At 63.5% G+C, this 22,795-nt stretch carries 23 protein-coding genes; 16 read left to right on the forward strand and 7 right to left on the reverse strand.

Going from position 1 to position 22,795, the window contains the following annotated elements:
• Positions 1–115: 115 nt before the first annotated feature.
• On the reverse strand, positions 116–697 hold the full coding sequence (locus MMB74_RS06910) for a phasin family protein (RefSeq protein ID WP_277427868.1): 582 nt from the start codon (positions 695–697) through the stop codon (positions 116–118).
• Between the two features lie 619 nt (positions 698–1,316).
• Between MMB74_RS06910 and pbpG the strand changes: the two genes are divergently transcribed.
• A complete protein-coding gene (gene pbpG / locus MMB74_RS06915; RefSeq protein WP_277427869.1) occupies positions 1,317–2,435 on the forward strand; it encodes a D-alanyl-D-alanine endopeptidase in 1,119 nt (372 codons plus the stop codon).
• A gap of 95 nt (positions 2,436–2,530) precedes the next feature.
• Here the strand turns inward: pbpG and MMB74_RS06920 are convergent, their stop codons facing one another.
• Positions 2,531–3,343, reverse strand: a complete 813-nt coding sequence (locus tag MMB74_RS06920) for an IclR family transcriptional regulator (RefSeq protein ID WP_277427870.1) — start codon at positions 3,341–3,343, stop codon at positions 2,531–2,533.
• 179 nt (positions 3,344–3,522) lie between these two features.
• Between MMB74_RS06920 and MMB74_RS06925 the strand changes: the two genes are divergently transcribed.
• The 12 genes from MMB74_RS06925 (at position 3,523) to iscX (ending at position 12,779) form a co-directional block, all read left to right on the forward strand.
• Positions 3,523–4,251, forward strand: a complete 729-nt coding sequence (locus MMB74_RS06925) for a (Fe-S)-binding protein (protein ID WP_277427871.1) — start codon at positions 3,523–3,525, stop codon at positions 4,249–4,251.
• A 43-nt stretch (positions 4,252–4,294) separates the two neighbouring features.
• On the forward strand, positions 4,295–5,707 hold the full coding sequence (locus MMB74_RS06930) for a lactate utilization protein B (protein ID WP_277427872.1): 1,413 nt from the start codon (positions 4,295–4,297) through the stop codon (positions 5,705–5,707).
• Between the two features lie 167 nt (positions 5,708–5,874).
• Positions 5,875–6,123, forward strand: a complete 249-nt coding sequence (locus MMB74_RS06935) for a hypothetical protein (protein WP_277427873.1) — start codon at positions 5,875–5,877, stop codon at positions 6,121–6,123.
• Positions 6,124–6,236: 113 nt separating this feature from the next.
• Positions 6,237–6,734: a low molecular weight protein-tyrosine-phosphatase gene (locus MMB74_RS06940; RefSeq protein WP_277428186.1), complete on the forward strand. Its 498-nt coding sequence runs from the start codon at positions 6,237–6,239 to the stop codon at positions 6,732–6,734.
• Positions 6,735–6,839: 105 nt separating this feature from the next.
• Positions 6,840–7,370: a Fe-S cluster assembly transcriptional regulator IscR gene (iscR, locus tag MMB74_RS06945; RefSeq protein WP_277427874.1), complete on the forward strand. Its 531-nt coding sequence runs from the start codon at positions 6,840–6,842 to the stop codon at positions 7,368–7,370.
• A 71-nt stretch (positions 7,371–7,441) separates the two neighbouring features.
• Positions 7,442–8,665 (forward strand): IscS subfamily cysteine desulfurase, encoded by a 1,224-nt coding sequence (locus MMB74_RS06950; protein WP_277427875.1) that lies wholly within the window; start codon positions 7,442–7,444, stop codon positions 8,663–8,665.
• 31 nt (positions 8,666–8,696) lie between these two features.
• The gene (gene iscU / locus MMB74_RS06955; protein ID WP_277427876.1) at positions 8,697–9,119 is read left to right on the forward strand and encodes a Fe-S cluster assembly scaffold IscU; all 423 of its coding nucleotides are present in this window, start codon (positions 8,697–8,699) and stop codon (positions 9,117–9,119) included.
• A gap of 12 nt (positions 9,120–9,131) precedes the next feature.
• Positions 9,132–9,455 (forward strand): iron-sulfur cluster assembly protein IscA, encoded by a 324-nt coding sequence (gene iscA / locus MMB74_RS06960; protein WP_277427877.1) that lies wholly within the window; start codon positions 9,132–9,134, stop codon positions 9,453–9,455.
• Between the two features lie 141 nt (positions 9,456–9,596).
• Positions 9,597–10,124: a Fe-S protein assembly co-chaperone HscB gene (gene hscB / locus MMB74_RS06965; protein WP_277427878.1), complete on the forward strand. Its 528-nt coding sequence runs from the start codon at positions 9,597–9,599 to the stop codon at positions 10,122–10,124.
• Between the two features lie 153 nt (positions 10,125–10,277).
• Positions 10,278–12,143 (forward strand): Fe-S protein assembly chaperone HscA, encoded by a 1,866-nt coding sequence (gene hscA / locus MMB74_RS06970; RefSeq protein ID WP_277427879.1) that lies wholly within the window; start codon positions 10,278–10,280, stop codon positions 12,141–12,143.
• Between the two features lie 76 nt (positions 12,144–12,219).
• Entirely contained in the window at positions 12,220–12,561 is a 342-nt protein-coding gene (gene fdx, locus MMB74_RS06975) for an ISC system 2Fe-2S type ferredoxin (protein WP_277427880.1), read from the forward strand.
• Positions 12,562–12,581: 20 nt separating this feature from the next.
• Positions 12,582–12,779 (forward strand): Fe-S cluster assembly protein IscX, encoded by a 198-nt coding sequence (gene iscX / locus MMB74_RS06980; protein WP_277427881.1) that lies wholly within the window; start codon positions 12,582–12,584, stop codon positions 12,777–12,779.
• Between the two features lie 174 nt (positions 12,780–12,953).
• Here iscX and MMB74_RS06985 read toward each other — a convergent pair whose 3' ends face one another.
• The 5 genes from MMB74_RS06985 to MMB74_RS07005 all read right to left on the reverse strand — a co-directional run bounded on the left by MMB74_RS06985 (position 12,954) and on the right by MMB74_RS07005 (position 19,735).
• Positions 12,954–13,742: a glycine zipper 2TM domain-containing protein gene (locus MMB74_RS06985; protein ID WP_277427882.1), complete on the reverse strand. Its 789-nt coding sequence runs from the start codon at positions 13,740–13,742 to the stop codon at positions 12,954–12,956.
• A gap of 245 nt (positions 13,743–13,987) precedes the next feature.
• A complete protein-coding gene (lysS, locus tag MMB74_RS06990) occupies positions 13,988–15,514 on the reverse strand; it encodes a lysine--tRNA ligase (protein WP_277427883.1) in 1,527 nt (508 codons plus the stop codon).
• A gap of 16 nt (positions 15,515–15,530) precedes the next feature.
• A protein-coding gene (gene prfB, locus MMB74_RS06995) for a peptide chain release factor 2 (protein ID WP_277427884.1) occupies positions 15,531–16,635 on the reverse strand; the annotation gives its coding sequence in 2 pieces (ribosomal slippage) (positions 15,531–16,553 and positions 16,555–16,635; 1,104 coding nt in all).
• A 162-nt stretch (positions 16,636–16,797) separates the two neighbouring features.
• On the reverse strand, positions 16,798–18,528 hold the full coding sequence (gene recJ, locus MMB74_RS07000; RefSeq protein WP_277427885.1) for a single-stranded-DNA-specific exonuclease RecJ: 1,731 nt from the start codon (positions 18,526–18,528) through the stop codon (positions 16,798–16,800).
• Positions 18,529–18,655: 127 nt separating this feature from the next.
• Entirely contained in the window at positions 18,656–19,735 is a 1,080-nt protein-coding gene (locus MMB74_RS07005; RefSeq protein WP_277427886.1) for a regulator, read from the reverse strand.
• Positions 19,736–19,908: 173 nt separating this feature from the next.
• Between MMB74_RS07005 and MMB74_RS07010 the strand changes: the two genes are divergently transcribed.
• Genes MMB74_RS07010 through MMB74_RS07020 form a run of 3 tightly spaced genes read left to right on the forward strand, consistent with a single transcriptional unit; the run spans position 19,909 to position 22,725 of the window.
• Complete coding sequence (locus MMB74_RS07010) at positions 19,909–21,162, forward strand: lipoprotein-releasing ABC transporter permease subunit (protein WP_277427887.1); 1,254 nt, start codon at positions 19,909–19,911, stop codon at positions 21,160–21,162.
• Positions 21,163–21,166: 4 nt separating this feature from the next.
• Complete coding sequence (locus MMB74_RS07015) at positions 21,167–21,910, forward strand: ATP-binding cassette domain-containing protein (RefSeq protein WP_277427888.1); 744 nt, start codon at positions 21,167–21,169, stop codon at positions 21,908–21,910.
• Between the two features lie 26 nt (positions 21,911–21,936).
• Positions 21,937–22,725 carry a TatD family hydrolase gene (locus MMB74_RS07020; RefSeq protein WP_277427889.1) on the forward strand — a complete coding sequence of 263 codons (789 nt, stop codon included), beginning with the start codon at positions 21,937–21,939 and terminating at the stop codon, positions 22,723–22,725.
• Positions 22,726–22,795 lie beyond the last annotated feature (70 nt).

Consider the following 22,795-nt stretch of genomic DNA (forward strand, 5'->3'; position numbering starts at 1 on the left):
AGGCGCCTTGCCGTGTTACCGCAGAATGTTCGAAAAGCGCCGGAAGAAACAAAAACGGCGCGCTCCCGTAAGGAGCGCGCCGTTTCGCGTTTCGGCGTGTCGCGCGGGCCGAGACTTAGGCGGCCGTCTTCTTCGTGGCGGCAGCGCGCGAAGCTTGCGACGCTGCTTGCTGAGCAGCCTTCTGCGCAGCCGTGGCGGCGGCGTTGAAGTTGCTTTCGGCGATTTCGACAGCTTGCTTCGTGGCCTTGTGAACCGTTTCGTACGTCGTGTTCGCGGCGGTGATCGCCGACTTCATGACGGCGACGGCGGTTTCCGAGCCGGCCGGGGCATTCTTCGCGACGTTCTCGACGAGCGCTTGCACCTTGCGGTTTTGCTCTTCGTACTGGGCTTCCGCAACGCGCGCGAATTCAGCTTGCGTGGCCGAGGCGATTTCGTACAAATGACGACCGTACGAGAGCACCTTTTCGGCGACCGGCTGCGTCAGGCTGGCTTGCAGCGCGACGAATTCTTGCGCATCCTTGACCGACAGCGCACGTTGTGCGTTTTCCTGGCCTTCGGCGAGCGTCGACTTCACCACTTGGAGGTTCAGTTCGACAAGCTTTTCGATGCCTTCGAAGGCCTTGTTCGTCAGACCGAAGAGGGCTTCGAGGTTTGCTTTTTGTGCTGCGGCGAATTGCTCAGGTGTCAGCAGAGTCATGTTTTCGCTCCTGAAAATCGACCTGTTTCGTCAGATCGAAAGGGTGGAATGGCTAAATTTGCGAGGCGCTTCTTCGGTTCGACGCCTTTTGTGCGTCGCAACAACGGTTCCCATTTTAGGACGACGCGCACAAATGTCAAGCATATTTTGTGCGCCGCACAATAGTGTGATTTTTCTTGTGAAAACAATACGTTGCGAATATTTAGGGTCGTGACGATGGTATCGTTTTCCACTGCCGGAAATCATAGGGACAGATTGCCGCAGCGCCATGCCGCGGCAAATGCTGGGGGCATGTGCGCTACCTCGCGGACAATTTGCCGGTGCGGCGGTAAACCGAACACTAGCCTCGCGCGTTATGCGGCATTGCCTCGAGCGGCGTTGCACGATTGCAGAAAGAAGCCCACCGGAGTGAACGTTTTCGCTCAAGTTCGGACAAATACCGCCGTTATGCGGTTACGGCCCTAGTAGGCGACGCGGCGCGCGGGCAAGATTCGTGCATGACGCAACCCCGTTTTACAAATCGGATCAAGGACGGCCTATAAGTGCTTAATATTGCTAATTTTTCGTAGCTTTACTACACTTGCCGTCAACCGTCCGCCACTCCTGCATCAGAACACCAATGAAAATCGCTCTGTTTTCGTCGCTTACCGTGTTGCGAAGCGTGGCGCTCGGCACAATCGTGTCCGCTGCCGCCAGCGCTTTGCTCGTGACGACGCTGGCGGCCCCGGCGAATGCGTTCGCCGCTACCGGCACCGTCCCGGCGCATCGGCCGGTTCATAAAAAGCATCTGAAGAAAAGGGCGAAAGCCGCTGCTTCGACGGCCGCGGCCGAACCGGTCAAACGAAAGCGCGCGACTTACACGCTGCGCGGCCATGGCCGGCACGGCGTCCATCGGGTCGCGTTCGAACCGCGCTCGCCCACGGCTGGGCAGGCTTTCGGCCTGCCCGACACGCCTGAGGGCGTCGCGCTGCGCTCCAATGTCGCATTCGTCGTCGATCAGAACACCTCGGAAGTGCTGTTCGACAAGAATTCGACCTCGGTCGTGCCCATTGCGTCCATCACCAAACTGATGACGGCGATGGTCGTGCTCGATTCGAAGTCCCCGCTCACCGATCAGATCGAGGTGACCGCCGATGATCGCGACTACGAGAAGCATACGGGCTCGCGCCTGCACGTGGGGGCGGTCCTCTCGCGCGAAGACATGCTGCATATCGCGTTGATGGCCTCGGAAAATCGCGCTGCCGCTGCGCTGTCGCGCTACTTCCCGGGCGGGCGGCCGGCGTTTATCGCGGCGATGAACGCCAAAGCCAAAGCGCTCGGGATGAACGACACGCATTTCGAGAACCCTACGGGCTTGACGAGCCATAACGTCTCGACGGCGCGCGATCTCGTCAAGATGATCAATGCGGCGTACCAATACCCGCTCATCCGCAAGTTCTCGACCGATCGCAGCTATGAGGTTTACCCGGGCAGGGGTGTGCTGGCCTATAACAGCACCAATGCGCTCGTGCGCAACCCGACCTGGGACATTGGCTTGCAGAAGACGGGTTTCATCAATGAAGCGGGCGAGTGCCTCGTGATGCAGGCCACCCTCCATGGTCGTCCCGTGGTGATGGTCCTACTCGACTCAGCGGGCAAATACTCGCGTTTCGCCGATGCCACGCGCCTGCGCAAATGGCTCGACGAGTCCGACGGCCAGCGCATCACGAGCGCGGACGCGGGTGGTCGCGGCACCTGAAGCTGGGACTGCACGGCCGCTCGCTAGGCGGACGTGGCGCAACGAAAAAGCCCCGCGTTGGATGCGGGGCTTTTTCGTTTTCCGTGAGGAAAAGATTAATGCGAGCCGGCTTTTCGCTGCGCTTCCGGCACCGCCGCTTCGGGGTGATAACCGAGCGATTCCGAGATGACGAGCGCCGTGCGGTTCAGTTGCGCGATCCACGCGTCTTGTAGCCGATCGGCGGGCGCCGACAACGACAAGCCGGCCACGAGCTTGCCCGTATCGTCATAGATGCCTGCGGCAATGCAGCGCACGCCCAGTTCGAGTTCCTCGTTGTCGCGTGCGCACGCTTGCTGACGCACCTGGGTAAGTTCCTTTTCCAGCCTCGAGATATCGGTGATGCTATTTTGCGTGTGGCCCGATAGTCCGGTCCTCATCGCATAGGCGCGCACGCGCGATGCCTCGTCGGCCGCGAGGAAAAGCTTGCCGACCGAGGTCAGGTGCAGTGGGGCACGACCCCCGATCGCGCGCACGACCTGCATGCCCGAGCGCTCGGAGTAGGCGCGCTCGATATAGACGATCTCGTCGCCTTGGCGCACCGATAGATTCACCGTTTGCCCGGTCATGCGGTGCAACTCGCGCATCGGCGCGAGCGCCGCGTCGCGCACCGACAGCCGCGCCTTGACGAGATTGCCGAGTTCCAGCAGACGCATGCCCAGGCGATAGGTGCCCGGATCGGAGCGATCCACGAGACGGCACGTCACCATGTCGTTCAAGATGCGGTGCGCCGTGGATGGGTGCAACGCGGTACCCAGCGCGAGTTCCTTGAGGCTGACCGGATCGGTATGCGCGGCAAGGGCGTCGAGCAGGCGCATCATGCGCTCAATGACTTGGATCGACGTTTTGGAGTCGTGGTTCGTCTCGCTCATTGGAAATCGATTGACTCGGCAATTAATAGGTGGGGTCCATTGTATCTCGTATCGTGAAAAAAGCGAACGCCGTTTGAATGCGCCCTCGGATCGGCGCTGCGCCCTTTTTTCGATTTATTCCATTGCTTCGGGGCGCAAACGTCGGATAATCGCGCTATTTCGTTCATCTTTGGGTGCCCATGCGAGTTGGACTATTTGCCACGTGTCTGATCGATCTGATGCGCCCCGAGATCGGCTTCTCGGTGGTCAAGTTGCTCGAGCAGGCCGGTTTCGACGTGAGTGTGCCGCCGGCCCAGACCTGCTGCGGACAGCCGGCTTATAACTCCGGCGAGCGGCGCATCGCGCGTGATCTTGCCGAGAAGATGCTGCGCGAATTCGAGCAGTTCGACTATGTCGTGGTTCCCTCCGGCTCGTGCGGCGGGATGGTCGCCGCGCATTACGGCGATCTTTTTCGCGACGATCCCGAACTGACCGGCCGCTACGAGCGGTTGCGGCCAAAAGTTTATGAATTGACCGATTTTCTCGTCAAGGTCGCGAAAGTGCGCTTGGAGCCCGGTTCGTTCGCGGGGCCGGTGACGTATCACGATTCGTGTTCGGGCTTGCGCGAGCTGGGCGTGAAATCCCAGCCGCGCGAATTGCTCGCGCAGCGCGGCGTCGCCGTGACGGAGATGAAGGACTGCGAGCATTGCTGCGGCTTCGGCGGTACCTTCGCCGTGAAGTACGGCAATATCTCGACGGCCATCGTCGACGAGAAATGCGCGAATGTCCAAGCGAGCGGGACCGGCTGCGTCGTGCTGGGCGACCTGGGTTGCATGCTGAACATCGAAGGGCGGCTGCGTCGTACGGGCGACACCACGACGCGCGTGCTGCATATCGCTCAAGTCCTGGCCGGCGACGCCGACCAGTAAGGCGTCACGCCGTATTCTCGAAACGAGACCGATCGAGCCATTCATGCAAGTTCAATCGATGCATTTCAAGGCGCGCGCAAAAGCAGGGCTGGCCGATGCGCGCTTGCAGCAGAACCTGAAGAAGCTGTCGACCAAATTCGTGTCGGCGCGCGCGGCAGCCATGACGGCGATCGACTTCCCGGCGACGCGCGCCGAACTGAAAGCGCGCCGCAATCGGGCGCTCGAGCATCTGGACGTTTGGCTCGAAACCTTCGAGCGCGAGGCGGCCCGCCGCGGCACGACGGTGCTGTACGCCGAGACCACGCGCGATGCGGCGCGGCTCGTAGCCGAAATCGCACGCAAGCACGACGTCAAGAAAGTCATCAAGACGAAATCGATGGTTTCGGAGGAGATGCAACTGAACGCCGTGCTCGCCGAAATGGGCGTGCAGTCGCTCGAAACGGACCTGGGCGAATACATTCTGCAGATCAACGACAACGAGCCGCCAAGTCACATCATCGCGCCGGTGGTTCACAAGGACAAAGAGCAAATCGCCGATTTGTTCGCGGCCACGCACGGCCGGCCGCGCCTCACTGAAATTCCGGATATGACCCGCGAGGCGCGGGAAGTGCTGCGTCCCCACTTCGTATCGGCCGACATGGGCGTGACGGGCGGCAACTTCCTCGTCGCCGAGACGGGCTCGGTCGCGCTCGTGACGAACGAGGGCAACGAAGGGATGTGCACCGTCTTGCCGCGTGTTCATGTGGCCGTCACCGGCATCGAAAAAGTGCTGCCGACGCTGGAGGACCTCGCGCTGGCCATGCGGTTGTTGCCGCGCAGCGCGACAGGGCAAGTCACGGCCAATTATTTCTCGCTGCTGACCGGACCGCGCGGCGAGGGCGATCTCGACGGCCCCGAGCATATGTACGTCGTGCTCGTGGACGGCGGGCGCACCGGGCTGATCGGCGGCGCCTTTCAAGAGATGTTGCGATGCATCCGCTGCGGCGCCTGCATGAACCACTGCCCCGTCTATCAAAAAGTCGGCGGCCATGCCTATGGGTGGGTCTATCCGGGGCCGATGGGCTCCGTGCTGACACCTAGTTACGTCGGCCTCGACAAGGCGCTCGATCTGCCGCAGGCGGCAACATTGTGCGGTGAATGCAACGCCGTTTGCCCCGTCGGTATTCCGATTTCCGACTTGCTGCGCAAACTGCGCGAAAAGCAAGTCGAGCGCCATCTTCGCCCTTGGGCCGAACGCGCGGCGCTCTCCGCTTGGGGGTTCATGGCGTTGCGGCCGGCGTTGTACGCGATGGTCACGAAGTTGGCGGTGCGGTTGCTCGAACGCTTGGGCGGGAGCCGACGCTCGATCACACGTCTGCCGTTCGGACGCGGGTGGACGGCGACCCGCGACATGCCGGCGCCTGTCGGCCGCACGTTTCGCGAACTCTATGCAGCGCAACGCAGTCATCAAGGCTGAACCGCGCAATGGCCCGAGCCGGTGCCGCCTTTCCTTCATTGTTTATCCACGAGCAACGCTGAATTCGCTATTTGCCCCTTTGTCTCGATAGCCTGCATTTATAGAATACGTTCCATGGATAAGCGGGCGCGCGATAGGCGCGCGCTCGGCGGGCAAGGGGCGCGAACATGAGAACGACAAAAGCGGGCTATTTCTCCAGCTACTGGCCGGTGGCGTTGGCCGCGGCATTGGTCGTGCTGGCTGCGCTGCGAGCGTACGGCGATGGCAGCGCGGCGCGCGAACCGCTTGCCGCCGACCGCGTGACGGCCGAACTGGCTCGCACCGTGTCTTACGGGTTGATCGATGCCGGCTCCGCTAGAACGGCATCTGGCGTCCATCGGAGCGATGTCCGCGCGGCAGCGGGCGAGGCGTCGTAAGTGCGCTGCTCGTATAATCGAACGCTTGCCCGGGCAGCGTGTCGGCCCGCGCGCGGGGCGCTGCACCGCCTTGTCGCGTACGCCCGGCAACCCGCATCTGGTCAATGAAGTCGATGAAAACCGTCTCGATTTGCTTCGTCTGCCTCGGAAATATTTGTCGTTCGCCCACGGCGGAAGCGGTCATGCGCGCCCAGGTCGAAGCGGCCGGACTCTCGCAGCGCATTTTCATCGATTCGGCGGGGACGGGCGACTGGCACGTCGGCAAAGCGCCCGATGCCCGAGCGCAGCAGGCGGGGCATGCGCGAGGCTACCAACTCGCGCCGTTGCGGGCGCGCCAGGTGTCGGCCGACGATTTTCGCCGCTTCGATCTGCTGCTGGCGATGGACGAGGCGAACGTCGAGAATCTGAGACGCATTTGCCCGCCAGCGCTACGTGATCGCGTCCGGTTGCTGTTGGAGTTCGCACCGCACCTCGGCCATCGCGAGGTCGCGGATCCGTACTTCGGCGGCAGCGAGGGCTTCGAAGCCGTGCTCGATCAGTGCGAGGCGGCTTGCCAAGGTTTGCTGGCCCACCTGCAAACGCAGCTTGCGCGAGAGGACGACGATGCGTAGTCAGTCCGGCACCAATAACCTAACTGCCGGAGGGGGATACTTGACTAAAATCGTCATGTATTTATACTTGACCAAAATCGTCGAGAATTCAGGTTTTTCGTCCCTATGAGACTCACCACCAAAGGCCGTTTCGCCGTTACGGCGATGATCGACCTGGCCCTGCGCCAGGAGCAAGGTCCGGTGACGCTCGCCGGCATCAGCCAGCGTCAGCGTATTTCGCTGTCCTATCTGGAACAATTGTTCGGCAAGCTGCGGCGCCACGGGATCGTCGAGTCGGTCCGAGGGCCCGGTGGCGGCTACTACTTGGCGCGCCGCGCACAGGAAGTGACCGTGGCCGACATCATCATCGCCGTGGACGAACCGCTCGACGCGACACAATGCGGCGGCAAAGGGTCGTGCGAGGGCACCAAGCAGCACGACGGCCACTGTATGACGCATGAACTCTGGTCCACGTTGAACCAGAAAATGGTCGAGTACTTGGATTCGGTCTCGCTGCAGGCGCTGGTCGAGCAGCAACGGGCGCGCGAGGGGTCGCCGGCCGTGTTGCGTGACAGGCGCAGCGAGGCCGCGGCCACGGAAGCGGCGCGCGTCGCACCGAAAGGGCCTAATTCCGTATTCAATATCGCGAGTTCGTAAGGCCTGCGCGCAAGCGAGCGCCAGGATGGAACGAACCGACGAGCTATAACGATTTTCCCCCGGAGCCATTGATGACTAACGAGAAGCCCCACCTGCCCATCTACATGGACTACAGCGCGACGACGCCCGTCGATCCGCGCGTGGTGGACAAGATGATCCCGTATCTGCGCGAGCAGTTCGGCAACCCGGCTTCGCGCAGCCACTCGTATGGCTGGGATGCGGAGCGGGCGGTGGAAGAGGCGCGCGAACAAGTCGCCGCACTCGTCAATGCCGATCCGCGCGAGATCATCTGGACCTCGGGTGCGACAGAGTCCGACAACTTGGCCATCAAAGGCGCCGCGCACTTCTATAAGAGCAAGGGTAAGCACATCGTCACCGTGAAGACGGAGCACAAGGCCGTGCTCGATACCTGCCGTGAGCTCGAGCGCGAAGGCTTCGAAGTCACGTATCTCGACGTCAAGAGCGATGGCCTGATCGATCTCGATGTCTTCAAGGCCGCGCTGCGCCCCGATACGATCCTCGTTTCGGTCATGTCGGTGAACAACGAGATCGGCGTCATTCAAGACATCGAAGCGATCGGCGAGATTTGCCGCGAAAAGGGCATCATATTTCACGTCGACGCTGCGCAGGCCACGGGCAAGATCGAAATTGATCTGAGCCGGCTGAAGGTCGACCTGATGTCCTTCTCGGCGCACAAGACTTACGGCCCCAAGGGCATCGGCGCCCTTTACGTGCGTCGCAAGCCGCGCGTGCGCATCGAAGCGCAGATGCACGGCGGCGGCCATGAGCGCGGCATGCGCTCGGGCACGCTGGCGACGCACCAAATCGTGGGCATGGGCGAAGCATTCCGCATCGCCCGAGAAGAAATGGCAACGGAAAACGAACGTGTTCGCATGCTGCGGGATCGCTTGCTGCGCGGCTTGACCGAGATGGAAGAGGTCTACGTCAACGGCGACATGGAACGCCGTGTGCCGCACAACTTGAACATTAGCTTCAACTTCGTCGAAGGCGAATCGCTGATCATGGCGATCAAGGACGTCGCGGTTTCGTCCGGCTCGGCTTGCACGTCAGCCTCGCTAGAGCCTTCGTACGTGCTGCGGGCGCTGGGCCGCAACGACGAACTCGCGCATAGCTCGATCCGCTTCACGGTCGGCCGCTTCACGACGGAGCAGGACGTCGATTACGTCGTCGATCTCCTCAAGAGCAAGATTGCGAAGTTGCGCGATCTGTCTCCGCTCTGGGAAATGCATCAGGACGGCATCGATCTGACCACCATCAAGTGGGCCGCACACTAATCGCCATACGAACGAATCCAGGAGTCTGATCATGTCTTACAGCAGTAAAGTTCTCGATCATTACGAAAACCCGCGCAACGTCGGCTCGTTCTCGAAGGACGACGACGCGGTGGGTACCGGCATGGTGGGCGCCCCGGCCTGCGGCGACGTCATGAAGCTGCAGATTCGCGTCGGCGCGGACGGCGTCATCGAGGACGCCAAGTTCAAGACCTACGGGTGCGGCTCGGCCATCGCTTCGAGCTCGCTCGTCACCGAATGGGTGAAGGGCAAAACGCTCGACGAAGCGCTGTCGATCAAGAACACGCAGATCGCGGAAGAATTGGCGTTGCCGCCGGTGAAGATCCACTGCTCGATCCTCGCGGAAGACGCGATCAAGGCGGCCGTGGCCGATTACAAGCAACGTCACGGCGCGCCCCAAGCGGCAGACGCCGAGGCCAAGCAGCACGTCGCGTAAGCATTGAGCATCATGGCGATCACTTTGACCGAAAAGGCCGCGCAGCACGTGCAGAAGTACCTTGCTCGCCGCGGCAAGGGCCTGGGGCTGCGCTTGGGTGTGCGCACCACGGGGTGCTCGGGCCTCGCGTACAAGCTCGAGTACGTCGATGAAGTCGAGCCCGAGGATCAAATCTTCGAATGCAACGGCGTCAAAGTCGTCGTGGATCCGAAGAGCCTCGCCTATATCGACGGCACGGAACTCGACTTCGCGCGAGAAGGGTTGAATGAAGGCTTCAAGTTCAACAACCCGAACGTGAAGGATGAATGCGGCTGCGGCGAGTCGTTCCGCGTATGACGCATCCCGCCGCCCAGGGCGGACGATAAGGCGGCGCTGGCCGCCTTTTTGTTTCCGGCGCGCCATTGCGGCGCGGTGGCGGGCAGCGGCGCCGGCCGCGCGCTCGTGCCGACCGCGGATGTTTGACCGACGATTGACCTCATGTCCTCGATCCAAGACAGCCATTTCGATTTATTCCATCTGCCCGAGCGTTACTCGCTCGATTTGGACGCGCTCGAGCACGCCTATCGCACGGTGCAGGCGCAGGTCCATCCCGATCGCTTCGCCGCGGCGGGCGACGCGCAAAAGCGCATCGCCATGCAATGGGCGACGCGCGCGAACGAGGCCTATCGGACGTTGCGCGACCCGCTCAAACGCGCGACTTATCTGCTGTCGCTGCGCGGCGTCGACGTTGGCGCCTCGGAGAACACCGCCATGGAGCCCGCGTTCTTGATGCAACAGATGGAATGGCGCGAGCGCGTCGAGGACGCCGCGGACGCGAGGAACGTCGCCGAGTTGATGGCGTTGCAGAGCGAATTGCGAGACGAAGAGCGGGTGCGCTTCGAGCGGCTTTCGACCTTGCTCGACAACGGCGCGGATCAGCCTGCCGCCGAGGCGGTGCGGCAACTGATGTTCCTGGAGCGTGTCGCGGGCGAGATCGGACGGCAAATCGAGCGGCTCGAGCACTGAGGCTACCCCGGGTGGGGCAACCGCGGCAGAGCAGGTCGGACCCGCAGGGGCAAGGGCCGCTCGATAGCACGCTAGGTGCAGCGCGACGGTCGCGTTGCGCGAGATAATCGATGTTTCCGCCAAAACGGGCGGGCACGAACCACATTGACCAGAATGGCTCTACTGCAAATCTCGGAACCCGGCATGGCGCCGGCGCCGCATCAGCGGCGGCTCGCTGTCGGCATCGACCTCGGTACGACGAATTCGCTCGTCGCCGCCGTTCGTAACAGCGTGGCGGAAGCCTTGCCCGATGAGCAAGGCCGCATCCTCTTGCCTTCGGTGGTGCGCTACCTCGAGCGCGGGGGGCGTCGCATCGGCCATACGGCCAAAGAGGAAGCCGTGCTCGATCCGCGAAACACGATCGTCTCGGTCAAGCGCTTCATGGGGCGTGGCAGACAGGAGGTCGAAGGCGTCGAAAGCGCCCCCTATGAGTTTGTCGATGCCCCCGGGATGGTGCAGATCCGCACGGCCGACGGCGTGAAGAGCCCGGTCGAGGTCTCCGCTGAAATTCTCGCGACGCTGCGCCAGCGGGCCGAGGATTCGCTCGGGGACGAGCTTGTCGGCGCGGTGATCACGGTGCCGGCTTACTTCGACGAAGCGCAGCGTCAGGCGACCAAAGATGCCGCGCGGCTCGCGGGTCTGAACGTCTTGCGTTTGCTCAACGAGCCGACGGCGGCGGCGATCGCCTACGGTCTGGATCACAGCGCGGAAGGGCTCTATGCCGTCTACGATCTGGGCGGCGGCACATTCGACTTGTCGATTCTCAAACTGACCAAGGGCGTATTCGAAGTGCTCGCGGCAGGCGGCGATTCCGCGCTCGGCGGCGACGACTTCGATCACATCTTATTCCGGCACGTATTGGCGCAGGCCGATATTGCGCCGCAGAGCCTCGCGGCCGAAGACGTGCGCCTGTTGCTGGATCGCGTGCGTACCGCCAAGGAAGCGCTCTCCGCTGCACCGGAAGCGACCGTCGAAGCGACGCTCGCCGGTGGCACGGCGGTGCGCGTGGACATCACCGAGACCGAGTTCGCCGAACTCGTGCGGCCGCTCGTCGATCGTACGCTCGCGCCGACCAAAAAGGCGCTACGCGATGCGAAGATCACGCCCGAGGACGTCAAGGGCGTCGTGCTCGTTGGCGGGGCTACACGGATGCCCGTCGTTCGCCGCGCGGTCGAAGCGTTCTTCGGTCAGCCGCCGCTCACCAATCTCGATCCCGATCAAGTCGTCGCGCTCGGGGCCGCGATCCAAGCCGATCTGCTGGCCGGCAACCGCACGGGCGACGACTGGCTGCTGCTCGATGTGATTCCGCTATCGCTCGGCGTGGAGACGATGGGCGGCCTCGTCGAGAAAATCATTCCGCGCAATTCGACGATACCGGTCGCGCGCGCGCAGGAATTCACGACATTCAAGGATGGCCAGACGGCGATCGCGATTCACGTGGTGCAGGGTGAGCGCGAGCTCGTCTCGGATTGCCGCTCGCTCGCGCGTTTCGAGCTGCGCGGTATTCCGCCGATGACCGCCGGCGCCGCGCGCATTCGTGTGACCTACCAGGTGGACGCCGATGGCTTATTGTCGGTGTTTGCCCGCGAGCAACATTCGGGCGTCGAGGCTTCGGTCGTCGTCAAACCGTCGTACGGGCTTGCCGACGAAGAAATCGCGCGCATGCTCGAGGATAGCTTCCGCACCGCGGAAGTCGATATGCGCTCGCGAGCGCTGCGCGAGGCGCAGGTCGAGGCACAGCGCCTGCTCGAGGCGACGCAAGCGGCGCTGGCTGCCGACGGTGAGTTGCTGGCCGAGGACGAACGCGCGGGTGTGGACGAGGCGCTTGCGCGTTTGCGCGATACAGCTCAGGGCGCCGACACCGATGCGATCGAAGCGGCGACCCGCGCGCTTGCCGAGCAGACCGACGAGTTCGCGGCCCGGCGAATGGACAAGAGCATTCGCCTGGCACTGAAGGGCCGCAAGCTCGACGAGATCTAAGGCGAGACGCCGCTATAAAATGACAGGGCGAGCCGTGCTCGCCGCCCCACCCAATACAGTCAGAACGGAATTCTTCATGCCTCAAATCGTTGTCCTGCCCCACGTGGAGCTGTGCCCGGAAGGGGCGGTGTTCGAGGCCGAGCCGGGCCAGAGCATCTGCGATGCGCTGCTCGAACACGGCGTCGAAGTCGAGCATGCCTGCGAAAAGTCTTGCGCTTGCACCACGTGTCATGTGATCGTGCGGGAAGGCTTCGAAGCGCTTGCGCCGTCGGAAGAGGACGAAGACGACTTGCTCGATAAGGCGTGGGGTCTCGAGCCTACCTCGCGGCTGTCATGCCAGGCGCTGGTGCCGCAGGACAAGGATCTGGTGGTCGAGATTCCGCGGTACTCGATCAACCACGCCAAAGAGAACCATTGACGCCCAAGGAGGGAGTAGCCATGAAGTGGACAGACGTACAAGAAATCGCGATGGCCCTCACCGACAAATACCCCGCCACGGATCCTCAGAACATCCGTTTCACCGATCTGCATCGGTGGGTAATGGAATTGGAGGGCTTCGACGACGATCCCAATCGGTCGAGCGAAAAAATTCTCGAGGCCATCCAACTGGCTTGGATCGAAGATTCGGCCGAGTGAGGCGCGAGCGGTGCGTGAAGACGCTGGCTTTCCGTGACGCCGTGCCGACTTGAAAAGAAAGGCGACCTCTCGTTAGGTCGCCTTTTTTATGTAGTGCTGCGTAGGTGGGCGGCTTGGCGTCGCACGTCGAGACGACGCGTACGCGTTCACCCACCCACGCATATCCACGCATGCTCAACCCGCCGCGAGCGTGCCGTGTTCGATGTGAACACGCTCGCCTTGCTGAAACGGCGGCGGTTGACGATAGGTGAAGTAGCGCGTGTGGCCATTGGCCATCCGCACGCGGACCTGGTAGCTCGTTTCGCTGCGCAGGTGTTTTTCAACGGCGTTGCCGGCGAAGCCGCCGCCTACCGCACCGAGGACGGTCATCGCCGCGCGGCCCGTGCCCCGGCCGAATTGATTGCCTAGCAATCCCCCCGCCACCGCGCCGCCGACAGCGCCGACCCCCGTGCCCCGTCCCTCGTGCCGCACGGCCGCGATCGATTCGACGGTGCCGCAGGTGGAGCAGTAGGCAGATTGAGTGCTGGGCTGTTGCGGTTGCGCGTAGGGCTGTTTGGCGAGCTGCTGCTGTTGGGCGTACTGTTGTTGATAGGGCTGTCCAGGCTGGCCCGGCTGTTGCTGCTGGGCGTACGAAGGCTGAGCGGCGCCACCCTCTGCGTAAGGGACTTGGCCCGGCTCGGGAGGTGCGCTTTGGGCCGATTGCGTCGGGCTCGCTGCCGGGGGCTGCGACTGCTGTTGCTGTCTCGTCAGCGCGGACATATGCGCGGGAGCGGCCGAGTCGATGACCGGCTGCGATCCGACTTGCGCGGTTTGTGCCTGGTCGGTCTGCACGTTCGAGCTCGATGCTTTCGGAAATACACCTGTGATCGCAGCGGTAGCGGCCAGGCTCGCGACGATGACGGTGCCCGCCGCGACGGCAATCAGAGGATGCAGGCGACGAGTGGACGTGGTCGGGTTATTCATATCGCGCCTCCGTGAATACGAAAGCCATTTATTGGAACAATGATAGTGTCGATCATCGCGGCACAGTCGTCGTTTCAATTTGTAACCTCGGCGTGGGGCCCGCGCGGTGGCGCGGACGGACGCCCAAGCGGCAGCGGGCAACATGCGCCGCCGTACGAGGGTCGAATCGAATGCAAAAAAGCCGTTCACAGCAACGCTGCGAACGGCTTTTACCGATGGTTACAAACTGCCGTGGCGAGTTCGCGTCAGTCTTCGCGGCGCAAATGCGGGAACAAGATGACGTCGCGGATGCTGGGGCTATCGGTCAGCAGCATGACCAGGCGGTCGATGCCGATGCCGCAGCCGCCTGTCGGCGGCATGCCGTATTCGAGCGCGCGGATGTAGTCGGCGTCGTAGTACATCGCTTCCTCGTCACCGGCGTCTTTCTGCTCGACTTGCTTCTTGAAGCGCGCCGCTTGATCCTCGGGGTCGTTCAATTCCGAGAAGCCGTTCGCGATTTCGCGCCCCGTAATGAACAGTTCGAAGCGCTCGGTGATGCCATCCACGGAATCCGATGCGCGCGCGAGCGGCGACACTTCGACGGGGTAGTCGATGATGAACGTCGGCTCCCACAATTGCGCTTCGGCCGTTTCCTCGAACAGCGCCAATTGCAGCGCGCCCACGCCTGCGTTCAAGAACATCGGCTGCGTCGTGTCGACACCGAGGCGCTTGAGCTCGGTGCGCAAGAACGTCGCATCGCCCAGTTGCGCATCGGTATAGTCGGGCGCGTACTTGCGGATGGCCTGCGTGATCGTCAACCGATGGAACGGCTTGGACAGGTCCAGCTCACGGCCCTGATACACGATGTTCGCGGTGCCTAGCGCGTCGATGGCCGTTTGACGAAGCAACTGCTCGGTGAAGTCCATGAGCCACGTGTAATTCGTGTACGCGGCGTAGAACTCCATCATCGTGAACTCGGGATTGTGCCGCGGGGACACGCCTTCGTTGCGGAAGTTGCGGTTGATCTCGAAGACGCGTTCGAAGCCGCCGACGATCAATCGCTTCAGATAGAGCTCGGGCGCGATGCGCATGAACATTTGCATGTCGAGCGCATTGTGGTGCGTCACGAACGGCTTGGCCGCGGCGCCGCCCGGAATCGGGTGCAGCATGGGCGTTTCGACTTCCATGAAGTCGGCGTCGGACATGAACTTGCGAATCGAGGAAATCGCTTTCGTTCGCGCGACGAACGTCTTGCGCGCCTCCGGCGTCACGATCAAATCGACGTAACGTTGGCGGTAGCGTGTTTCCTGATCCGACAAGCCGTGGAACTTGTCGGGCAGGGGACGCAGCGCTTTCGAGAGCAGGCGCAACTCAGTGCAGCGCACCGACAACTCGCCCTTGTTCGTGCGGAACAGCACCCCGCGCGCGGCAATGATGTCGCCGAGGTCCCACTTCTTGAAGGCCTCGTACGTTTGCTCGCCGACATCGGCCGGCGTCACGAAGAACTGGATCTGGCCCGAGCCGTCGCGCACGGTCGCGAAGCTTGCCTTGCCCATCACGCGTTTGAGCATCATGCGGCCCGCGACGGCCACTTGCGGCGCGGCTGCTTCGAGTGCGTCCTTGTCGGTATCGGCGTGCTGCGCTTGCAGGTTGCCCGCATGGTGCGTCGGCGTGAAATCGTTCGGGTAGGCGATGCCTGCCTCGCGCAACGCACGCAGCTTTTCGCGCCGCTCGGCGATGATCTTGTTCTCGTCGAGTGCTGTGTCGACGGTGGGGAGTGTCGATTCGGTCATGGTGTATCCGCTGCGCTTACACGCCTTGTTTCAGGCTGGCGCTGATGAATTCGTCGAGGTCGCCGTCGAGCACGGCCTTCGTGTTGCTGATTTCCACGTTGGTGCGCAGATCCTTCACGCGGCTCTGATCGAGCACGTACGAGCGAATCTGGTGGCCCCAACCCACGTCGGTCTTGCTCGATTCGAGCTTGTCCTGCTCGGCCTGACGTTTGCGCATTTCCGCTTCGTACAAGCGCGATTTGAGCATTGCCATCGCCTCGGCGCGGTTGCGGTGCTGCGAGCGGTCGTTCTGGCATTGCACGACGATGCCCGACGGCAAGTGCGTGATCCGCACGGCCGAATCGGTCTTGTTGATGTGCTGCCCGCCGGCGCCCGAGGCGCGGTAGGTGTCGATGCGCAGATCGGCCGGGTTGATGTCGACTTCGATCGAATCGTCGATTTCGGGGTAGACGAATACCGATGAAAACGACGTGTGGCGGCCGCCCGACGAATCGAACGGCGACTTGCGCACGAGACGGTGAATGCCCGTTTCGGTGCGCAAGAAGCCATAGGCGTACTCGCCCTCGACCTTGATCGTCGCGTTCTTGATGCCGGCGACGTCGCCTTCGGATTCCTCGAGCACTTCGGTCTTGAAACCTTTGCGCTCGCAATAGCGCAGGTATTGGCGCAGGAGCATCGACGCCCAGTCGCAGGCTTCGGTGCCGCCGGCGCCGGCCTGGATATCGATGAAGGCGTTGTTCGGATCGGCCGGGTTGGAGAACATCCGGCGAAATTCGAGATCGGCGACGCGCGCCTCGATCTTCTGCGCATCGGCTTCGCAGGCGACGAGCGTCTCGTCGTCGTTTTCCTCGCGGGCCATCTCGAAGAGATCCTGCGCGTCGCGCAGGTCCGTATCGAGAGCGGAAAGGGTCAGCACCGCGCCTTCGAGAGCCTTCTTTTCCCGGCCGAGGGCCTGGGCGTGCTTGGCGTCATTCCAGACGTTCGGGTCTTCGAGTTCCTTGTTGACTTCTGCTAGACGCGCGGCTTTGGCGTCGTAGTCAAAGATACCCCCGTAGCTCGCTCGCGCGCCGGCGCAAGTCTGCTAAAGAACCTTCGATCGCATTCAGGCGTTCGGCTTCCATGTCGATCTGCTTCGCTTCGTCAAAAGGAGAAATTATAGCTGATCGGCGGGGACGGCCGACGGCCGGAGCAGGATCGTCCCGTTCAAATGATCGGTGCTCGGCGGCTCGGTGGGGTACGCTGGGCGGGCGATTTCCGCGCCAGCCCGAAGGTCAGGGCACCGCTCAGGTCGTGGCCGCGGCCACCGCATGCTCCACGATCAACTGCACCCTGACAACCCCGTTCCAACTATCGGCTGCGAGCCGATAGGCAACGCGGGCGCGTGCGGGAAGCGTGTCGGTGTGATTGAACCAAATCGCCTGGAAGCGCTGCCTGCCGCGCGCAAGTTGCAGCTTCAAATGCTTGTCTTTCACGAGCGCTTGCGACACGACGTCGAACTCGCCCGAGAACGTCGGCGCCGGGAAGCCTTGCCCCCAGACGGCAGCGTCGATCAGCTCCACGACTTGCGGCGTGAAGTAAGCATCTTCGAGTTCGCCATCCGTCATCACCACGCGCGCGAGCGCATCGTCGTCGAGCGCCGCGCGCGCGACCGCCTCGAACGCATCGGCAAAGCGCGGCACGTCGCGCGCGGCCAGCGTGACGCCGGCGGCCATCGCGTGGCCGCCGAATTTGGCGAGGAGGCCGGGCTCGCGCTTGGCGATCAAGTCGAGCGCGTCGCGTAAGTGAAACCCCGGGATCGATCGGCCCGAGCCTTTGACGAGTTCGCCGCGCTCGTCGGCCAGCGCGAACGTGAACGCGGGCCGATGATATTTCTCCTTCAGGCGCCCGGCGACGATGCCGATCACCCCTTGGTGCCAGCTTTCGTTGAAGAGCGTGATCGTCGCGCGGCCTTCGGGATCGAGCGTCGCGATTTCGTCGAGCGCCTGCTGCTGCATGCCAGCTTCGATCTCCCGCCGCTCGCGATTCATCGCGTCGAGCTGCTGCGCGAGTTCCCAAGCGCGCCCGACATCATCGGTCGTCAGGCATTCGATGCCGAGCGACATATCCGACAAGCGCCCCGCGGCGTTCAACCGCGGACCTAAAGCGAAGCCCAGATCGAAGCCGGAGGCGCTGCGCGCGTCGCGACCGGCCGCGCGAAACAGGGCGGCGATGCCCGGTTGCATGCGGCCACGGCGAATGCGTGCGAGACCCTGCGCCACCAGCACGCGGTTGTTGCCGTCGAGCTTGACGACATCGGCCACGGTGCCCAGGGCAACGAGATCGAGCAGACCGTCCAGGCGCGGCTCGGGTATCCCGGCCTTGCCGAGCGCGCCGTCGCGATCGAAAGCGCCTTGCTCGCGCAGTCGCGCGCGCAGCGCCAGCAGCACGTAGAACATCACGCCGACACCTGCGATGCACTTGCTCGGGAACATGCAGCCAGGCTGATTCGGATTCACGATTGCGCGGGCGGCCGGCAACGTATCGCTGGGCAGGTGGTGGTCGGTGACGAGCACGTCGATGCCCCGCGCGTTCGCAGCGGCCACGCCATCGACGCTCGCGATGCCGTTGTCGACCGTGATCAGCAGATCGGGACTGCGCTCGGCAGCGAGCGCGACGATCTCGGGCGTGAGCCCGTAGCCGTATTCGAAGCGATTGGGCACCAGGTAATCGACTCGGGCGCCGAACATGCGCAGTCCGCGCACGGCCACGGCGCAGGCGGTCGCGCCGTCGCAGTCGTAATCGGCGACGACGAGCAGGCGCTTGCCTTGTGCGATCGAATCGGCCAGCAATGCCGCCGCATCGCTCGCGCCCTTTAGCTCGACGGGCGGTACGAGCCGCGTGAGCGCAGTCTCGATCTCGTCGGGCAGACGCACGCCGCGCGCGGCGTACAGACGAGCGAGGATCGGATGAAGGCCGTGGCGGATCAGCGCCGCTTCGTCGGCGGGCGAGCACGCGCGGTTAACGATTCGAGTCATGCGGGAAGCAGGCAAGGGGAGGGCGTGTCAGGGACGACACGGCGCATACGCAGCATTGGGGCGCGCGCGGCGGCGCGACGTGCCGAGCCTGGCGGCATCGAGCGCGCACGCGCTTGCGGGCGCCGCATCATTCGAACAGCGACGCGAGCACGCGCCGGCGCCAAAATTTGCGCAAGTCGCCGCGGGTTGCGGTGAGGGTGACCGAGCCGGTATCGCCCGCCAGCGTGAGGGCTAGCGCGCCGAGGCGGCCTGTTTCGAGCGCCTCGAGCGCGGGCGCGAACCAGTCGCGCTCGAGGCTGCCGAGTGCGTCTTGCCAGGCGGCCCAATCCTGGGCGATGAACGGTGCGGCGAACGGCCCCAACTCCACCAGCGTTTGGCCGGCGCCCAGCGGCCCCAGCGCTTGGAACGAGGCGCTCGCTCCGGCCGCTTCCACCCCCGCAGCGAGCGCCAGCCCGCGCGTGGCGACCGCGTCCGAAAGCACGCGCACGAAGGGGCTGCGCACGGGCTGCGCCACGCCTTGGGCATGCAGCCAAATCGAATTGACGGCGGGCAGGCCGCGCGCCTCGCGAGCCTCGTTGACGGGGTGCTCAAACCAACTCATCTGCACTTCGTTTTGCAGCTTCATCCAAATGCGCGAGCGTTGGCCCGACTGCGCGTCGTGCGGCAGCCAGATCTCGATGCTGCGTCCGCTGGCGCGCAGTGGCGACGCACCGGCGAGTTTGCCCAGCGCCGCACCGGTCAAGTACCAGCGGCGCGGCGTTGGCGCCTCCACCTTCACGCCGAGTTCTTCGATCAATGGCTTGGCCGTGGCGAGCAGTTGAGCCGCCTCTTCGTCGCTCAAATCGAGCGCCGAAGGATCGATCAGCACGAGGTGATCGTGCGCGATACGCACATGCACGGGTTCCACGCATGCCCATTGCTCGTTGCCCGGTGTGCCGCCGTCGGCGAGTAGCATATAGGGCGCGAGCGGCGCTTCATCCACCGCGTTCGCTGCGATCGCGCCGAATTGGCGCGCCACCCACCGTTCGTGGGGCAACGTGCGTTGGAAGTCCTCGCCGGCCACGCGTTCGACGAGGGTCGCGCGGGCGAGCAACTTGTCGAGCGCCGGGCTGTGCAGATCGTGCAGCGCCATGGAGGCGTCGGCGGCTGCCGGCAGCGCGAACGGCAACAGAAGATGAAGACGGTTGGAATGCATGATGGTGCGCATTGTATGGCAAACTGCGCGCTTGATCGGCGCCGCGCAGAACTCGCTTGCCGGCATGCCGGTTGCAGGCGCTTACGCGAGGTCATCCGCGTCCGCGTCGGATTCACGGCCGTGCCTAAGCGCGGCGCTCGCGCTGCCGCGGTAGTCCGCGACAGCCAAAGAATGGAAGGATTCGCTTGAAATTCCCTTACGAATGGCAGATTGGCTGGCGCTATACACGGGCCAGTAAGCGCACGACAGGCAACGGCTTCATTTCGTTCATCGCGGCCGTGTCGATGTCGGGCATCGCGCTCGGCGTGGCCGCGTTGATCGTCGTCTTGTCGGTCATGAACGGTTTCCAAAAAGAGGTGCGCGACCGGATGTTGTCGGTTCTCGCGCACGTCGAAATTTTTTCGCCCACGGGCGCGATGCCCGATTGGCAGCGCACGGCGTTCGAAGCGCGCCGCAATCCGGCGGTAATCGGTGCGGCCCCCTACGTCGACGCGCAGGCGCTGCTCACGCGGCAAGACGCCGTGAGCGGCGTGGCCTTGCGCGGCGTGGAGCCCTCGCTCGAGCCGCAGGTGTCCGACATCGGCAGCGACATGAAGGCGGGGCGACTGACGAGCCTCCAGCCTTCGCAGTTCAATATCGTGCTCGGCGCCGATCTGGCCGCCAATCTCGGCGTCTCCGTCGGCGACAAGGTCACGCTCGTCGCACCCGAAGGGTCGATGACGCCCGCGGGCATGATGCCGCGCTTGAAGCAGTTCACGGTCACGGGCGTGTTCGCCTCGGGGCACTACGAATACGACAGCACCCTTGCGCTCATCAACATTCGCGACGCCGAAGCGCTCTTTCGGATCACGGCGCCGACGGGGGTGAGGCTCAAGCTCAAAGACATGCAAGAGGCGCCGCGCGTCGCGCATGAATTGTCGCGCACGCTCTCGGGCGACCTTTATATTCGCGACTGGACGCAACAGAACAAGACGTGGTTCTCGGCGGTGAAGATCGAAAAACGGATGATGTTCGTGATTCTGACGCTCATCATCGCGGTCGCCGCGTTCAACCTCGTGTCTTCGCTCGTCATGACGGTAACGAACAAGCAGGCCGATATCGCGATCTTGCGCACGCTCGGCGCGCAGCCCGGCTCGATCATGAAGATCTTTTTCGTGCAGGGCATCACCATCGGTTTCGTGGGCACGGCAACGGGCGTTGCGCTCGGGTGTCTGATCGCCTGGAGCATTCCGTGGCTCGTGCCGATGATCGAGCATTTGTTCGGCGTTCAGTTTCTTCCGCCATCCGTCTACTTCATCACCGAACTGCCTTCCGAGTTGGTCCCGGGCGACGTGATGAGAATCGGCGTCATCGCATTTGCGCTGTCGGCGCTTGCGACGCTCTACCCGAGCTGGCGGGGTGCGAAGGTGCGCCCTGCCGAGGCGCTGCGCTATGAGTGATTTCATGATCGAACGATCGATGGCGGCCAGCGCCGCATCAGGCGTGCACGGCTCGCACGAATGCGTGCTCGAAGCGCGAGGCATATCGAAGGTGTTCGTGCAGGGCGGGCTGAACGTGCCCGTGCTCAGCGGTGCCGATTTGTCTGTGCGGCGCGGTGAAAAATTGGCGATCGTCGGCGCCTCCGGGTCCGGCAAGAGCACGCTGTTGCACGTGCTCGGCGGGTTGGATGAACCTAGCGCCGGCAGCGTTTCATTGCTCGGGCGTCCGTTCACCGACCTGGCCGAACGCGAGCGCAACACCCTGCGTAACCGTGCGCTCGGCTTCGTCTATCAGTTCCATCACTTGCTCGCAGAATTTAGCGCGGTCGATAACGTCGCGATGCCGTTGCGCATTCGACGCATGCCGACCGACGAAGCGCGGCGCGAGGCCCTTGCGACGCTCGAGCGGGTCGGCCTTGCCCATCGCGCGAAGCATCGCCCCGGCGAGCTATCGGGCGGCGAACGCCAGCGCGTCGCCATCGCGCGCGCACTCGTCACCAAGCCTGCCTGCGTGCTGGCCGACGAGCCCACCGGCAACCTCGACGGCGCAACGGCCGATAACGTGTTCAACCTCATGCTGGAGTTGTCGGCCACGCTCGAGACGAGTTTCGTCATCGTCACGCACGATGCCGATTTGGCCGGGCGCTGCGACCGCATCTTGCGCCTGCGCGATGGCGTCTTGCACGAAGAGCCGTTCGTGCCCGTATAGCCTATCTAGATAGATGGACGGTCGCTATGTGGATCGATACGCACTGTCACCTCGATGCCGGCGAATTCGACAGCGACCGGGACGATGTCGCGGCGGCGGCGCGCCGGGCAGGCGTGGCGCGCATCGTCATTCCCGCCGTGGGGCGTGCCAATTTTGCGATCGTGCGCGCGCTCGCGCATCGTATCGAGGGCGGCGTCTACGCGCTCGGTATCCATCCTCTGTTTGCGCCCCGATCGAGCGACGACGATCTCGATGTGCTCCGCCGTGAGATCGAGGCGAGCTTGGACGACCCGCGATTCGTCGGGATCGGCGAGATCGGGCTCGATTACTTCGTTCCCGACCTCGACGACGCGCGTCAGCGTTTTTTCTACGATGGGCAACTCAAGCTCGCGCGCGAGTTCGATCTCCCCGTCATTTGCCATGTGCGCAAATCGCAAGACCTCGTGCTCAAAGGCTTGCGCCGTTATGGGGTCCGGCGCGGCATCGCACATGCGTTCAACGGCAGCTTCCAGCAGGCGCGGGCTTTCATCGATCAGGGGATGCGGCTTGGATTCGGCGGCAACGTCACGTTCGAACGCGCCCGTCAAATCAGGCGGCTCGCGGCCGAGTTGCCGCTCGAGGCCATCGTCGTCGAAACGGATGCGCCCGACATTCCTCCTGCATGGGCCTACAAGCAACGCAATGCGCCGGATCAGGTGCCTCGCATCGGCGGCGTGCTTGCGCAACTGCGCGGCATCGACGAAAGGGACCTGGAGATAGGCACAACGGCTAACGCTCACGCTGCGCTGCCCCGACTCGCGCTCGCTTGCGCATAATCGTCGATCGTTTGCGCCGGAGGTGACGGCTAGGGGCTTCACGCTCGCGGCTGCCCTCGCATTTCGGTGC

It is taken from the genome of Trinickia sp. Y13, from assembly GCF_029522115.1.
Taxonomy (GTDB): Bacteria; Pseudomonadota; Gammaproteobacteria; order Burkholderiales; family Burkholderiaceae; genus Trinickia.

Bases quoted from the DNA above. Each gene is read 5' to 3' on its own strand.
- MMB74_RS06910 (WP_277427868.1), bottom strand. From the start codon at position 697: ATGACTCTGCTGACACCTGAGCAATTCGCCGCAGCACAAAAAGCAAAC.
- pbpG (WP_277427869.1), top strand. From the start codon at position 1,317: ATGAAAATCGCTCTGTTTTCGTCGCTTACCGTGTTGCGAAGCGTGGCG.
- MMB74_RS06920 (WP_277427870.1), bottom strand. From the start codon at position 3,343: ATGAGCGAGACGAACCACGACTCCAAAACGTCGATCCAAGTCATTGAG.
- MMB74_RS06925 (WP_277427871.1), top strand. From the start codon at position 3,523: ATGCGAGTTGGACTATTTGCCACGTGTCTGATCGATCTGATGCGCCCC.
- MMB74_RS06930 (WP_277427872.1), top strand. From the start codon at position 4,295: ATGCAAGTTCAATCGATGCATTTCAAGGCGCGCGCAAAAGCAGGGCTG.
- MMB74_RS06935 (WP_277427873.1), top strand. From the start codon at position 5,875: ATGAGAACGACAAAAGCGGGCTATTTCTCCAGCTACTGGCCGGTGGCG.
- MMB74_RS06940 (WP_277428186.1), top strand. From the start codon at position 6,237: ATGAAAACCGTCTCGATTTGCTTCGTCTGCCTCGGAAATATTTGTCGT.
- iscR (WP_277427874.1), top strand. From the start codon at position 6,840: ATGAGACTCACCACCAAAGGCCGTTTCGCCGTTACGGCGATGATCGAC.
- MMB74_RS06950 (WP_277427875.1), top strand. From the start codon at position 7,442: ATGACTAACGAGAAGCCCCACCTGCCCATCTACATGGACTACAGCGCG.
- iscU (WP_277427876.1), top strand. From the start codon at position 8,697: ATGTCTTACAGCAGTAAAGTTCTCGATCATTACGAAAACCCGCGCAAC.
- iscA (WP_277427877.1), top strand. From the start codon at position 9,132: ATGGCGATCACTTTGACCGAAAAGGCCGCGCAGCACGTGCAGAAGTAC.
- hscB (WP_277427878.1), top strand. From the start codon at position 9,597: ATGTCCTCGATCCAAGACAGCCATTTCGATTTATTCCATCTGCCCGAG.
- hscA (WP_277427879.1), top strand. From the start codon at position 10,278: ATGGCTCTACTGCAAATCTCGGAACCCGGCATGGCGCCGGCGCCGCAT.
- fdx (WP_277427880.1), top strand. From the start codon at position 12,220: ATGCCTCAAATCGTTGTCCTGCCCCACGTGGAGCTGTGCCCGGAAGGG.
- iscX (WP_277427881.1), top strand. From the start codon at position 12,582: ATGAAGTGGACAGACGTACAAGAAATCGCGATGGCCCTCACCGACAAA.
- MMB74_RS06985 (WP_277427882.1), bottom strand. From the start codon at position 13,742: ATGAATAACCCGACCACGTCCACTCGTCGCCTGCATCCTCTGATTGCC.
- lysS (WP_277427883.1), bottom strand. From the start codon at position 15,514: ATGACCGAATCGACACTCCCCACCGTCGACACAGCACTCGACGAGAAC.
- recJ (WP_277427885.1), bottom strand. From the start codon at position 18,528: ATGACTCGAATCGTTAACCGCGCGTGCTCGCCCGCCGACGAAGCGGCG.
- MMB74_RS07005 (WP_277427886.1), bottom strand. From the start codon at position 19,735: ATGCGCACCATCATGCATTCCAACCGTCTTCATCTTCTGTTGCCGTTC.
- MMB74_RS07015 (WP_277427888.1), top strand. From the start codon at position 21,167: ATGATCGAACGATCGATGGCGGCCAGCGCCGCATCAGGCGTGCACGGC.
- MMB74_RS07020 (WP_277427889.1), top strand. From the start codon at position 21,937: ATGTGGATCGATACGCACTGTCACCTCGATGCCGGCGAATTCGACAGC.